Genomic DNA, 13,543 nt, shown 5'->3' on the forward strand with positions numbered 1-13,543 from the left:
ATCAAGCGTCTCCCTTGTTCGTCGCGGCAACCGCCTCGGTTGCCTGCGGTGGTGGTGCCGGCGTGGGCGCTGGCGTGCCGCCACCGAAATTCGGATGAATAACCTTGCCACCATGCGTCAGCGCGGTGGCCTTCACGAGCTCATCGTCGAAATTGATCGCGATGTCGCCATCCTTGATCATCGTCTGGAGGAACGTGAGAAGGTTCTTGGCGTAGAGCAGCGATGCGCTGGCTGCGATGCGGCCCGGCACGTTGTTGTAGCCGATGATGCGCACGCCGTTCTTGTCGACGACTTCACCTGCAACCGCGCCCTCGACGTTGCCGCCGCGCTCGACCGCGAGATCGACCAGGATCGAACCCGGCCGCATCGAAGCGATCATGTCGGCCGTCACGAGACGTGGCGCCGGACGACCCGGAATCAGCGCCGTGGTAATGACGATATCCTGCTTGGCGATGTGATCGGCAACGAGCGCCGCCTGCTTCGCCTGGTACTCCTTGGACATTTCCTTGGCGTACCCGCCGGCGGTTTCGGCCGCCTTGAACTCTTCGTCTTCGACGGCGATGAACTTGCCGCCGAGCGATGCGACCTGCTCCTTGGACGCCGGGCGCACGTCGGTTGCCGAAACGGCCGCTCCGAGACGCTTGGCGGTTGCGATCGCCTGAAGACCGGCAACCCCTGCCCCCATGACGAAGACCTTGGCGGCCGGCACGGTGCCGGCGGCGGTCATCATCATCGGCATGGCGCGGTCGAAGGCGGCAGCCGCATCGATGACGGCCTGATAGCCGGCAAGGTTCGCCTGCGACGACAGGACGTCCATCGACTGCGCACGGGTGATGCGCGGCATCAGTTCCATAGCGAAGGTGGTGAGGCCCTTGGAGCCGAGATCGGCGATCAGGTCATTGTGGCCGTAAGGGTCCATGATGGCGATGACGATGGCGCCGGACTTGTAGCCGGCGGCTTCTTCCGCATCAGGGCGGCGCACCTTCAAGACGACATCGGCGCGCGCGGCATCGGCAGCGGTGCCGATCGTCGCGCCAGCCTTTTCGAACTCTGCATCCGGAATGCGCGACTGGCTGCCGGCATCGGCTTCGACAACGACTTCGAGGCCGGCGGCGACCAGTTTCTTAACGGTATCAGGCGAGCCGGCGACGCGGCTTTCGCCGGGTGCCTTTTCCTTCGCGATAAACAGCAGCTTGGCCACTCAAACCTCCCTCTCGACCGCGCACGATGCACCCACGGTCCCGCCGGTGCGTTCGCACGCTCAAATAGCGCCGCCCTTATGGGCAGCCATGGCGACCCAACCTAGCGCAGCAGGAAAAACGCGCCGATGTTCAGGACGATGAAGAGTATCGTGGCTGAGAAGAAGCCGGCCGTGGTGAAGAAGCCGAAGGCCATGGCAATGAGAAGCGCCACACAGAAGACGGTGCCCCATTTGGTGGCTGACAGGAAAAACGCATAGGTGCGATCGTGCTCGGAGTAATCCATCTCGGCGCCCATTTCGAGCGGGCCGGACTTTTCTTCGGACATGGGTCTAACTCTCCATCAGGCTTATTGGGCACGGCATACACAATGCGTGATCGAAGAGCAATGCGCCATGCGGCCCCTTCCCCGCCTTCGGCAAGCGGGGCAGGAGCAGGCGATCATCCGGCAAATGAACTCAGGCGGCGGCGCTTCTGCGCGCTTCGGCCAGCGCAAACCGCGCGGTCGGACGTACCGTCAGAGGCGTCACGCCGAGCTGCTCGGCAGGCGCGAACAGCAGCTCCCGCTCGCGCGGTGTCGAGCGGAAATAGGGATAGCGATCCATGAGACGCGTGTTGCTGGTGACCAGGCGACCGGCAAACAGGCCGACTGGATAGAGAATGCCTTCGTGCATCCGCTCTTCAGCCAGCTGCGTCGCGCCAAAATAGCGTCGGTAGAAAGCGTAGTGCGCCCGTTTCACGGGTGCGAGGCAGTAATTGGTGTTGAAGTACTCGGTCGCCATCGCGCCAAGCCGCAGGGTCAGGAACGGCAGCGGCAACTCGCCCATCAATTCGGGATCACTGGCATGGCGCACCGGATCGATGAAGGACATGCCCTGGTCGAGCAGCGGGTTGAGGATGTCCGGAAAGATATCGACCGAGGTGCCGTAGCGATGCTCCGAAACCACATGATGAAGTCGAATGGTCGAAATCATCTGTTCCCGATAGTAAATGGCAAAGACATGAGCGTGGCTGTGATGATCGATTTCATCAATGATCGGCCCTTTTCGGTCCATCACCTTATGTGCGCGGTAAGCTTTGGCGCGCAGCATCCCGACATCCTCGAGATCTTCTGCCGTATCAACCCGGCGATACTCGATCTCGTCCATAAGTTGCAGGTATTGTTCCGCCAGCCGCATCCGTGTCTGGAAGTCTTCGGCCATGTTGCCCTCGCACGATCCGCCTTTAAATAAAATCTTAATCAAAATGCGCGGACTGGCAACGCTAAGTAGTGCTTTGGGGCCTAGGCTTAAAGATTATGGTTAACGGGCGGGATCACGCGGCTCCGGGAACCGGGCGGTGAGCGATCCTCTCAACGACGAATGCGGGATGCCGAGGTGGAGCCTTTCGGCACGACCGTGGACGCGGGCTTGGTATCCGCGACGGACTTCGCTGCAAGCTCACGGATGCTGCTCTTGGGCAGCGGCTTGCCGAAAATGAAGCCTTGGATGAGGTCGACATGGCCAGTCGCGCAGACCATGCGCAACTGCTCTTCGGTCTCGACACCTTCGACGGTGACTTCCAGATCCATCTCGCGGGCGAGATAGACGATGCCGCTCAGGAGCTTGAAGTTCTTCGAGCTCTTCGTCACGTCGCGCACGAAGGATCGATCGATCTTCACCTTCGTGACCGGCAGGCTGTTCAGGTAGGAAAGGTTCGAATAGCCGGTGCCGAAATCATCGATGGCGATGGTGACGCCAAGCATCCGCAGCTCGTTGAGGATATCGCGGGCGGCGACGGCGTCCTCCACGAAGGCGCTTTCGGTCACTTCGACCTCGAGCCGCTCCGGCGCAAGCCCGGATGACCCGAGCGCGTCGGTGACCAGACGCACAATATCGCGGTTGCGCAGATCGAGCGCCGACAGGTTGACCGAGACGGCAAGATTGCCCGGCCAGCTTGCGGCATCGCGACAGGCCGTCTGCAGCATGAAATCGGTGATGAGCGGAACGATGCCCATTTCTTCGGCGAGCGGGATGTAGTCGCCCGGCGAGATGGGGCCGAGCGTCGGATGCTGCCAGCGCGACAATGCTTCGCAGCGGGCGAGGCGCAGTCCGTCGGCGCTGAACATCGGCTGGTAGACGAGCGTCAGCGAGCGCTGCTCGATCGCCAGTCTCAGATCCTTCTTGAGTATCTGACGCAGGCGATATTTCTCGTCCATGGATTCGGCAAAGACCGTCCAGGTGTTCTTGTCGCGCTTCTTCGATTCATGCAGCGCCAGATCGGCCTTGATCTGCAGTTCGTCGAGCACAAAGCCCGACCGGCGTGCCAGCACGAGACCGGCGCTGACGCTGGCAAACAGCTTGTTGCCCTGGACGATATAGACACCCGACAGCGCATCGAAGATCGCGCCCATGACCCGCGAAACATCGGTTGCGGTATCGGCATCCCGGATCAGGAGGACGAATTCGTCGCCGCCGAAGCGCGAGGAAATGATGCGATGCGGCTCGACGAGCTTGAGCCGCGAGGACAGTTCGCACAGCAGGCGATCACCGGCGACGTGCCCGAGCGTGTCGTTGACGTGCTTGAAATCGTCGATGTCGATGACGACCAGCGCCACCATGTCGGAGCCGTCCATGCCGGCAAGCTGGTCGCGCACGAGGTCGGCGAAATGGTAACGGTTCGGAAGGCCGGTGAGGCTGTCGTAACGGGCCAGATAGTTGATCTTCTCGTCGGCCTTGATGCGGGCAGTGACGTTTTCGAAGATCAGGACGACGCCATCGCCGCCGGAGCGGCGCCGGGCGGAGAATTCGAGATAGAGATCGTCGGAAACCTTGATCAGACAGCGGGATCGGTGGCCGTCATAGAGTTCGTCGATGCTGTTCAGGATCTGATTGGACAGTTCCCGCGTGATCGCACCGCTGCGGACGGCATGACGAAAGACCACCGACAGCTTGCGGTCATGGACCACTTCGGGGCCCTTGAGATTGAAAAGGCGCGCGACCTTGCGGTTGGCCAGGACAATGCGCCGGTCCTCGTCGAGCATGACGAGGCCGTGGGACATGTTGTTGAGCGCCATGTCGAGCCGTTCGGCCATGACGAGAACGGCGCGCTTGCCGAGCACGGTCTGGTAGAGGAAGTCGCGCACGCCGTTCGCCATGGACCGTGTCGTTAGGACCAGCGGGATGACGAGGACGGCGAGAAGTGCACGATAGGGATCGCCTGTCATGATCAGGCCAACGGCGATCGGCCCGAACAGCAGGAGCGACATCAGGTTGACGGTGATGCGCGAGCCGTAATTGCGGCCAACTACGGAAATCATAGCCGCCAGACCAAGCGCGATCGAGGCGATTTCGGCGAAATATTCCCGTACCGCAAACGAGCTGTATGCCGCCATCGAGCCGAGCACGAGCGACACGATCGCGGTGCCGACAATGTAGCGGAATTCCCACTTCCAGATGAAAGCGTGGTCTGCGCCGGTGAAATCGACCGTGTCGAAGACGCGCATCAGCGCCACGCGGCCGGCACCGACCGCGGCGAACATCGCCGCGAAGGCGATGAACATCGGATCGCCGACCTTGGTATAGATCGCGAGCGACACGATGATATGCGTTGCTATGCCGGCGACGGTGGTCGAGCGATTTCCGTATAGCGAACGCACGAACGAGAGATAGACGTCCGTGGGCAACCGCTCTTCGCTCTTTGCCGTTTCAGGCCGTTCTGCGTTCCACATGCGCAATCTCTAGCAGCCAAGGCTTAAGGAACGCTTGCGCAATCCCAGCGAGAATTGAGGGCTAATGACCCCGAGCAATAGCGCAGGACACCTTGCGCGGGCCTGACATATCTCTACTCCGCGGCAATCGGGAATGCTTCCCCTTTTCTGTCGAAAGCTGTGCGCAAAGAAGCGGCACGTGGAGCAGTCTTTCGGATGCTTTCCTCTCGGACATGCCCGTAGCCACGTACAGCCTGCGGCCAGGCAAGAAGTTCCGCCGCCGCCGCAAGGTTCGGCTGGGTCAGCTTCGTCGCGACGTGGTCCATTTCCGCCTCGAAGTCGACAAGCATCTTGCGTTCGCGCTTGCGTTCTTCCGTCCAGCCGAAGACATCGATGGCCGAACCACGCAACCCGCGAAGCCGGGCAAGGAGCCTGAACGCCGACATCATCCAGGGTCCGAAGCTGCGCTTGGCAGGATGGCCGTCGCCGGACTTCGGACCGGGCATCAGCGGCGGCGCCAGATGAAACTCCAGCCGCTCAAAGCTCGCGAATTGCCCGGCCAGTTGCCGCTCGAAGCTTCTATCGGTGTAAAGACGGGCGACTTCATACTCATCCTTGATCGCCATCAGGCGAAAGAGCGACGCGGCCGCCTGGCGGGTGACGTCGCCGGGCGCGCCCGCGATCGCGGCTTCCGCCGCCGCCACCTGGTCGATCCGTTTGCGGAAGCGCGCCGCATAGGCCTGGTCTTGATAATCGACGAGAAACCGTTCCCGCCGCGAAATGTCGGAGGCGAGATCATCCTCGGTCTCTGGTTTCGCGGCCGTGTTGAGGCGTGCAGCCAGCGCGGGATCATGGGCAAGCGCCCTGCCCCAGCGGAACGCGGCAATGTTCATGGCTACGGCCTGACCATTCAGTTGGATCGCCCTTTCCAGTGCGTGCGCGGAAAGCGGGATACCGCCGCGCTGGTAGGCGAGGCCCAGCATCAGCATGTTGGTTGCGAGCCCGTTGGCGAACAGCGCGTTCGCAGCCGATGATGCATCGACCAGAACGGTCTTCGCGTCGCCGGCCGCCTGCCTGATCGCTCGCTTCAGCCGCTCCGCCGGCAGGCTGAAGTCGGCATCGCGGGTGAAATCGCCCGGCATCACCTCGGCGGTGTTGGCGACGACATGCGTCCGGTTCTCGCTGATTGCCGCGAGCACCTTGCGCGAACCGGTCACGACTAAATCGCAGCCCAGAACGAGGTCGGCCTTGCCGGCCGAAACACGGATTGCCGAGATGGCTTCGGGCGATTGGGCGATGCGGACATGGCTGAAAACGGCACCGCCCTTTTGCGCAAGGCCGGCCATGTCGATCATGCCGCAGCCCTTGCCCTCCAGATGGGCTGCCATGCCGAGGATTGCGCCGATGGTGACGACGCCGGTTCCGCCGATACCCGTGACGATGCCAGCCCAGCCATTCTCATCGAGCGCGAAGGTGCTTGGCTCCGGAACGTTGGCCAGCGGATCGCCGAGCGCCTTGGCGCCGCCCTCGGCCTTCTTCAACTTCGCGCCGTGAACGGTGACGAAGGACGGGCAGAAGCCGTCGAGGCAGGAGAAGTCCTTGTTGCAGTTCGACTGGTCGATCCGCCGCTTGCGCCCGAAGGGCGTCTCGACCGGCTGTACGGACACGCAGTTGGACTTGACGCCGCAATCGCCGCAGCCTTCGCAGACCAGCTCGTTGATGATCACGCGCTTGTCGGGATCGGGATAAAGCCCGCGCTTGCGGCGGCGGCGCTTCTCGGCAGCGCACGTTTGATCATAGAGGAGCACCGTCACGCCCGGCAGGGCCGCGAGTTCCCGCTGCACGCGATCGAGATCGCCGCGATGATCGATCGTGGTGCCGTCCGGAAACTTCACCGATGGCGGGTATTTGTAGGGCTCGTCTGTGACGACGGCGATGCGCTCGACGCCTTCGGCGCGCACTTGCCTCGCGATGGCATCGACGCTCAGGCCACCTTCATGCGACTGGCCGCCGGTCATCGCGACGGCGTCGTTATAGAGGATCTTGTAGGTGATGTTGGCCTTAGCCGCGACGGCGAAGCGAAGCGCCAGCACGCCGGAATGGTTGTAGGTGCCATCCCCCAGATTCTGGAAGATATGGCAGCGCTTCGTGAACGGCGCCTGGCCTACCCACTGCGCGCCCTCCCCGCCCATCTGCGTGAAGCCTGCCGTGTCGCGGTCCATCCAGAGCGCCATGAAGTGGCAGCCGATCCCGGCTGCCGCAACGGCGCCTTTGGGAACCTTGGTGGAGGAATTGTGCGGACAGCCGGAACAGAAATGCGGACGCCGCACCGCAACGTCGCCGGTTTCGGCGAGCATCGCCTGCCTCTGTTTGAGCCGCGACAGCCGCCCTGCAACCGCCTCGTTGAAGCCGATCGTACTCTGCACGCGCTCACCGATCGCAATCGCGATGTCGTTCGGATCGAGCGCGCCTTTTATTGGCAGAAGCCAGTCGCCGCGCTCGTCCCTTTTGCCGACGATGACCGGCTGGTGCGCGGTTCCATAGAGCGCTTCACGAATTTGGCTCTCGATGAGCGAGCGCTTCTCTTCCACCACGATCAGCGTTTTAAGCCCTTGGGCGAAATCGACGATGTCTTCGCGGTCGAAGGGCCAGGGTGCCGCGACCTTCATGAGGCGGATGCCGAGCCGCGCCGACTCCCGCTCGTCGATGCCGAGATCGGCAAGCGCCTGGCGCACATCGAGATAGGATTTGCCGACCGTCACGATGCCGAGGCTGGCATCCCGTCCGCCGGAGAAGACGACGCGGTTGAGACGGTTGGCGCGGATGAAGGCTGCGGCGGCGGCACGCTTGTACTGGTGCATCCGCTCTTCCTGGCCGAGGAAGTCGAGATCATTGCTGCGAATGTTGAGGCCACCGGGCGGCATGTCGAAGTCTGGGATCACGACCTGGAAGCGGTCGAGCCCCGCTTCGACGGAAGCGGTGGATTCCACATTGTCCTTCACGCATTTCAGCGCCGTCCATGTGCCGGCAAAGCGTGACAGTTCGTAGCCGATGACGCCGTAGTCGATCATCTCCTGCACGCCGGCGGGATTGAGGATCGGGATCATCGTGTCGACGAACTGGAATTCGGTCTGGTGCGCATTGGTGGAGCTTTCGGCGGTGTGGTCGTCGCCCATCAGCGCCAGAACGCCGCCATGGCGCGACGAACCGGCGAGATTGGCATGCCGGAACACGTCGCCGGAACGATCGACGCCCGGACCCTTGCCATACCAGAGCGCGAAGACGCCGTTGTGCTTGCCGAACCCATCGAGTTCAGTCTGCTGCGTGCCCCAGATTGCCGTGGCGGCTAGCTCTTCGTTGAGACCCGGCTGAAAGACGATGTCGTTTGCCTGCAGGAGGCGGTTTGCGCCGAACAGCTGCTGATCGAGCCCTCCGAGCGGCGATCCGCGATAGCCCGAGACGAAGCCGCCCGTGTTCAGCCCGGCGCGCCGGTCGAGCTCCTTTCGGGTCAGAAGAACCCGAACGATCGCCTGGGTTCCCGTGACGAAAATGCGCGATTTGGTCAGGTCGTATTTGTCGTCGAGCGACACGTCATGCAGCGTCATTCAAATCCTCCCCCGGCACGCCGCCCTCCTGCGGCGCGCCTTGGTCTTGCATTGTGAAGCTAGAAGGCCTGGGGTCAAACGCTTTCGATTGTGCGCTGCAGCGGTGCAACTTCCTGTCGCCAATACGCTTTTGAACGACAAGAAGCATCGCCTGATTGCCTTATGGCGCAATCAAGCTCAGCTGATCGACTGGCCACCATCGACGGTGATCGTGGTGCCGGTGATGTAGCTGCCAGCGTCCGAAGCGAGAAGGAGCGCTGCACCGGCGAGATCAGTATCCCGCCCGAGCCGCCGCATGGGGTTCGTTTCCGCCAGCACGGCACCTGCACGGCCGCCGAGGAAAGGCTCCGTCATGGGCGTTGGAAACCAGCCGGGTGCGATCGCATTCACCCGGATGCCGTGACGCGCCCATTCCAAGGCCAGGCATCGGGTCATCTGTTCAAGCGCGGCCTTGGACGCCGCATAGGCAACCGTGTTGCGCACCGCCTTGTCGGCAAGGAAGCTCGACAGGCCGATGATCGAACCGCCGGTGCCGGCATCGATCATGCGCCGCGCGGCCTCCTGGCTCACCGCGAAGGTAGCCTGCGTGTTGATGGCGGCGATATCGGCCCATTCCGACGCTGCCGTCTCCAGAGCCGGCTTGCGGAGGCCGATCCCGGCGGCATTGACGAGGATGGTGGCCGGGCCGAAGCGGGCCTCGCATCGCTCAAACATCGCGGTGACATCTTGCGGGTCCGTGATGTCTGCCCGCGCCACTTCGAGAACGCTCTGACAGGCCCCCAGCCTGCAGGGCGCGCTGTCCACTTCCGCCGCATGACGACCTGCAACGAGAACGCGAGCGCCATTGGCAAGCAACGCTGCTGCGATGTCGCGCCCGAGCCCGCTCGTGCCACCGGTCACGATCGCGACGCGGCCGGAGAGATCGAACAGCTGCGCAGCCTTCAGGCGCGATGCGGTTGAAAGGTCGATGTCGGCCATCAGAGGCGGCCGCCGCGGTCGAGGATCATCATGTAGGTGTCGAACGCGTAATCCGATCGGCGCATCCAGGAATAGGCAGTGCGGCGATAAGCGGAATAGCTCTCCCAGAGCTCCGCGAAGGCTTCATTCTCGCGCGAAAAGGTGCGGTAAGCCTGTTCGGCGGCCGAGAAGCAGGCGTCCATGATGTCGTTGCTGTAGGGCCGGACGATGGTGCCCGCATTCTCGAGTGCCGCCAGTGCCGGCGGGTTGAGGATGTCGTAGCGGGCCATGATCCGCGTGTTCACCACCGCCGATGCGTGGCGAAGAGCGACTTGGTATTCAGCCGGCAAGGCATTGAAAGCATCGAGATTGATCATCGCCATCAACGCCACGCCGCCTTCCCACCATCCCGGATAATAGAGATAGCGTGCCACCCGCGGCAGGCCGAGCACGGTGTCCTCGGCGGGACCGGCAAATTCCGCGGCGTCGATCTCATTGGCTTCGAAAGCCGCGACTAGTCCTTCTGGCGGTGTGTCCTGCGGAATGACGCCGATGTCCTGGACGATGCGACGCCCGAAACCACCGATGCGGAAGCGGATACCGGCGAGGTCCGCCAGCGCATTGATCTCGCGATTGAACCAGCCGCCCATCTGCGCGCCGGTGTTGCCGGCCGGAAACGCCAAGATGGACCTTCCACCGAGATAGGCATTGAAGATGTCGAGCCCGCCGCCTTCCAGCAGCCAGGCATTAGTCAGGCGCTGGTTGAGGCCGAAAGGCAGACCCGAACCGAAAGCAAAAGCCGTATCGCGCTCCGAGAAATAATGGGGCGCGGTGTGGAGCATCTCGACCGAGCCGGCCGAAAGCGCATCCAGTTGTTCGAGTGCGGGCGAACTGGCCTCTTCGACGGTGATTTCGAAACGACCGCCCGTTGCTTCGGCTACCGCATCGGCCAGCATCTGTGCAGCACCGAACAGCGTTTCGAGCGTTGCCGGGAACCCGGACACACAGCGCCAGCGCACCGGCGGCGCAGTCTGTGCGATCGAGGGCGCGGCCAGGCTCACGCCGCCCGTCAGTGCTGCAATCTGGATGAACCGGCGCCGTTCCATGTCTTCTCCGTACTCAAAACGGCCAAACCGGCCTTGCGCGCGTGGCTTTCGTTGTACCCGTTATGCTTGCCCGGACAAGGCTCTTGCGCCAAAGAAAAATTCGCGCCAATCGTCGATCATCCGAATTTTCAGCGAGTCATATCAGCATCATGAAGCCCATCGTTGCCGTGCCGGCCGATAACCGCCATTTCGAAGGCTATGACTGGCATGCTTCGCCGAACCAGTACATCTCGGCGGCGGCAGAAGGCGCCGGCGTGATCCCGCTCATCGTGCCCGCGCTCGATGCGCTGATCGATGTGGACGCCGTGCTCGATCGCGTCGATGGCGTTCTGATCACCGGCTCGCGCACCAATGTTCATCCGAGCCTCTATGGCGAGAAGGAAACGCCTGAGCACGGCCCCTTCGATCCGGCGCGCGACACGGTCAGCCTAGCGCTCATCCACGGTGCCATCGAGCGCGGCCTGCCGCTGCTCGCCATTTGCCGGGGCATTCAGGAGCTCAACGTCGCACTCGGCGGAACGCTCGCCACCGAAATCCAGACGCTTCCCGAGCGCATGGACCACCGCAAGCCGGTAACGGAAATCGCGGACGAGGCCTTTGCGGTGCGCCACCCGGTGCAAGTGAAAGAAGGCTCGTGCCTGGCCGGCATCGTCGGTGCCGGCGCGGTTTCGGTGAATTCGCTGCACCGACAGGCAATCAGCGCGCTGGCGCCCCGGCTGACGGTCGAAGCGGTGGCCGACGACGGCACGATCGAGGCCGTTTCGGTCATCGATGCCAAGGCCTTTGCGGTGGGCGTGCAATGGCATCCGGAATACTGGTTCCGCACGGACCAGCCATCTGGTGCGATCTTCCGGGCATTCGGCGAGGCGGTGCGCTCACGGCTTTCCTTCGCGCACCGGCTCAAGGTTTCAGCTTAGGCATTTTTCGCTGACGCGCGGGCAGCGACGTCGGCGCATTCCGGCACTGGCGTCAGCGACCTGCCCTCGTCGAACCATGCAATGAGATTGTCGGCGACGAGATCGGCCATGGCGTTGCGCGTCGCGACCGAGCCCGATGCGATGTGCGGCAGCACCGAAACGTTCGGCAGCGCAAGAAGCGCATCCGGCACGTTCGGTTCATGGGCAAAGACGTCGAGGCCGGCGGCGGCGATCGTCCCGCTCTGAAGCGCCTCGATCAGCGCTTGCTCGTCGATGACCGAACCGCGGCCGATATTGATGACGACGCCCTTTGCGCCAAGAGCCTTGAGGATCTCCGCATCCACCGACTTTTCCGTTTCCGGCCCGCCGGGCACGGCGATCACCAGCGTGTCGACGGCTTCAGCCAGGACCTTCAACGTCGGGGCGTAGCCGTAGCGCACGCCCGTCTTCTGCGAGCGGGCGTGATAGCTGATTTCGACCCCGAAGCCTTCCATTCGCTTAGCGATTTCGAGCCCGATACGGCCGAGGCCATAGATCCCGACATGGCGGCCGCGCAGCGTGAGCGGCGAAAGGTGAAACGCGCCCTCCTTCGCCCAGCGACCTTCGCGGAGATATGCCTCCGCGTGCGGCAGTTCGCGCAGCGTGTTGATGAGGAGCCCGATCGTCACGTCGGCCACCTCTTCGGACAGCACGTCCGGCGTGTGGGTGACGACGATCCCCTTTTCCGCGGCATAGGCGGCATCGATAGTGTCGTAGCCGACGCCATAGGAAGCGATGATCTTCAAATTCATCATCCGGTCGATCAGTTTGCGGTCGATCCGGCCCCAGCCTGCGAAACCGTCGAGGCTTGCCGCTTCTTCGTCCGAGATCCCATCGAGCTTGTCGGCATAGACGACATCGAACCGCTCGGAAACGCGCGCCTTCAGGTGATCGAGCATGTGCGAGGGCACGAGAATGCGATGGGCGGACCGTGTCATGGACCAGGTTCCTTCTTGTCTAATGTCAACGTGGGTGGAGAGGAGCCGTCGATTGCCGGATGCGCATCTCTGGCTTGATCAGGTGGAGATAATCTTCGGCATGGCTGCCGGCGAGCTTGTCGAGCAGTGCGCGCGCCGCCATGCGGCCGACCTCGGACTGGCCGTTCCAGACGGTCGTCAGCGCCGGCGTCGCGATGGATGCCTCCTCGAGATCGTCGTAGCCTGTTACCGAGATATCCCGGCCGGGCACGAGGCCGGCGCGCTGGATGCCATTCATCAGGCCGATGGCGACGAGGTCGTTCCAGCAGACGGCGGCAGTGGGTTTTTGCGGCATTGAGAGGAAATTCACCGCCGCTTCGAAGCCGCCCTGCTTCGTACGCGGACCGGGGATGCGCAGCGCCGGATCGACTTCGATGCCGGCCTTCTTCAACGCATCTACATAGCCCTGATAGCGGTCGCGGCCGGTCGAGGTCTGGTCCGTGCCGCCGATCATGGCGATGACGCGATGACCGAGGCCGATGAGATGGTTCGTGGCAAGCGCGATCCCGTAGGCATCGTCGCCGCGGAAGGTCGGCACGTCGATATCCGGCACCGAGCGCGCAATGAGGATCGTCGGCATGCCGTTGTTTTCCGCAAGCAGCAGATCGTCACGCGGGGTGCCGATGGCAGGCGACATGATCACGCCATCGCTGCCGAGCTGCAGCAGCGTTTCCAGGAAGGTGCGCTGCTTTTCGACCGAGTCGTAGTGGTTCGACAGGATGAAGGTCTGACGGTTGCGATCGAGCTCGCTTTCGATGGCGCGCAGAATTTCCGCGTAGAACGGGTTCATGATGTCGTGGACGACGACGCCGATGATCCCGGAGCGCGATGTGCGCAGGCTCGCCGCACGGCGGTTGTAGATGTAGCCGAGCGCGCGTGCCTGGTCCTTGATCTTCTCGCGCGTCCTGTCGGCGACGAGGGGACTGTCGCGCAAGGCAAGCGAGACGGTTGCCGTCGATACGCCCAGCGATTCAGCGATCGTCGAGAGTTTGATCTTCTGGGCCAACCGGTCTCCACCCCTGTGACATGATTTAAAGTGTTTAAATAAACAGATT

10 protein-coding genes are annotated in these 13,543 nt (G+C 62.9%); 1 reads left to right on the top strand and 9 read right to left on the bottom strand.

The window, feature by feature from the left end; translation table 11 throughout:
- Position 1: 1 nt before the first annotated feature.
- From D5400_RS19605 to D5400_RS19635, 7 genes are all read right to left on the bottom strand, one after another.
- Positions 2-1,201 (bottom strand): Re/Si-specific NAD(P)(+) transhydrogenase subunit alpha, encoded by a 1,200-nt coding sequence (locus D5400_RS19605; RefSeq protein ID WP_126011925.1) that lies wholly within the window; start codon positions 1,199-1,201, stop codon positions 2-4.
- Between the two features lie 101 nt (positions 1,202-1,302).
- Positions 1,303-1,527: an aa3-type cytochrome c oxidase subunit IV gene (locus tag D5400_RS19610; RefSeq protein ID WP_126011927.1), complete on the bottom strand. Its 225-nt coding sequence runs from the start codon at positions 1,525-1,527 to the stop codon at positions 1,303-1,305.
- A gap of 130 nt (positions 1,528-1,657) precedes the next feature.
- Positions 1,658-2,401, bottom strand: coding sequence for an N-acyl amino acid synthase FeeM domain-containing protein (locus D5400_RS19615; protein WP_126011929.1), 744 nt, complete (start codon positions 2,399-2,401; stop codon positions 1,658-1,660).
- 149 nt (positions 2,402-2,550) lie between these two features.
- A complete protein-coding gene (locus tag D5400_RS19620; protein WP_126011931.1) occupies positions 2,551-4,908 on the bottom strand; it encodes a putative bifunctional diguanylate cyclase/phosphodiesterase in 2,358 nt (785 codons plus the stop codon).
- Between the two features lie 113 nt (positions 4,909-5,021).
- Entirely contained in the window at positions 5,022-8,492 is a 3,471-nt protein-coding gene (locus D5400_RS19625; RefSeq protein ID WP_126011933.1) for an indolepyruvate ferredoxin oxidoreductase family protein, read from the bottom strand.
- A gap of 177 nt (positions 8,493-8,669) precedes the next feature.
- The gene (locus D5400_RS19630) at positions 8,670-9,470 is read right to left on the bottom strand and encodes an SDR family NAD(P)-dependent oxidoreductase (protein WP_126011935.1); all 801 of its coding nucleotides are present in this window, start codon (positions 9,468-9,470) and stop codon (positions 8,670-8,672) included.
- On the bottom strand, positions 9,470-10,555 hold the full coding sequence (locus D5400_RS19635; RefSeq protein WP_126011937.1) for a TRAP transporter substrate-binding protein: 1,086 nt from the start codon (positions 10,553-10,555) through the stop codon (positions 9,470-9,472). Before D5400_RS19635 ends, D5400_RS19630 begins: the two co-directional genes overlap by 1 nt.
- A 146-nt stretch (positions 10,556-10,701) precedes the next feature.
- Between D5400_RS19635 and D5400_RS19640 the strand changes: the two genes are divergently transcribed.
- Positions 10,702-11,472 (top strand): gamma-glutamyl-gamma-aminobutyrate hydrolase family protein, encoded by a 771-nt coding sequence (locus D5400_RS19640; RefSeq protein ID WP_126013633.1) that lies wholly within the window; start codon positions 10,702-10,704, stop codon positions 11,470-11,472.
- On the opposite strand, the gene D5400_RS19645 is transcribed toward D5400_RS19640, so the two are convergent.
- Together D5400_RS19645 and D5400_RS19650 are read right to left on the bottom strand one after the other, a co-directional pair.
- Complete coding sequence (locus D5400_RS19645; protein WP_164527968.1) at positions 11,469-12,449, bottom strand: 2-hydroxyacid dehydrogenase; 981 nt, start codon at positions 12,447-12,449, stop codon at positions 11,469-11,471. The two genes, D5400_RS19640 and D5400_RS19645, sit on opposite strands and share 4 nt — an antisense overlap.
- Before the next feature lie 25 nt (positions 12,450-12,474).
- Entirely contained in the window at positions 12,475-13,494 is a 1,020-nt protein-coding gene (locus tag D5400_RS19650) for a LacI family DNA-binding transcriptional regulator (RefSeq protein WP_126011939.1), read from the bottom strand.
- Positions 13,495-13,543 lie beyond the last annotated feature (49 nt).

Origin of the sequence: Georhizobium profundi (assembly GCF_003952725.1) — a bacterium.
Classification (GTDB): domain Bacteria; phylum Pseudomonadota; class Alphaproteobacteria; order Rhizobiales; family Rhizobiaceae; genus Georhizobium; species Georhizobium profundi.

Excerpts from the sequence above, each read along its gene's own strand:
- D5400_RS19625 (WP_126011933.1), bottom strand. The coding sequence starts at position 8,492 with ATGACGCTGCATGACGTGTCGCTCGACGACAAATACGACCTGACCAAA.
- D5400_RS19645 (WP_164527968.1), bottom strand. The coding sequence starts at position 12,449 with ATGACACGGTCCGCCCATCGCATTCTCGTGCCCTCGCACATGCTCGAT.
- D5400_RS19615 (WP_126011929.1), bottom strand. The coding sequence starts at position 2,401 with ATGGCCGAAGACTTCCAGACACGGATGCGGCTGGCGGAACAATACCTG.
- D5400_RS19635 (WP_126011937.1), bottom strand. The coding sequence starts at position 10,555 with ATGGAACGGCGCCGGTTCATCCAGATTGCAGCACTGACGGGCGGCGTG.
- D5400_RS19620 (WP_126011931.1), bottom strand. The coding sequence starts at position 4,908 with ATGTGGAACGCAGAACGGCCTGAAACGGCAAAGAGCGAAGAGCGGTTG.
- D5400_RS19610 (WP_126011927.1), bottom strand. The coding sequence starts at position 1,527 with ATGTCCGAAGAAAAGTCCGGCCCGCTCGAAATGGGCGCCGAGATGGAT.
- D5400_RS19630 (WP_126011935.1), bottom strand. The coding sequence starts at position 9,470 with ATGGCCGACATCGACCTTTCAACCGCATCGCGCCTGAAGGCTGCGCAG.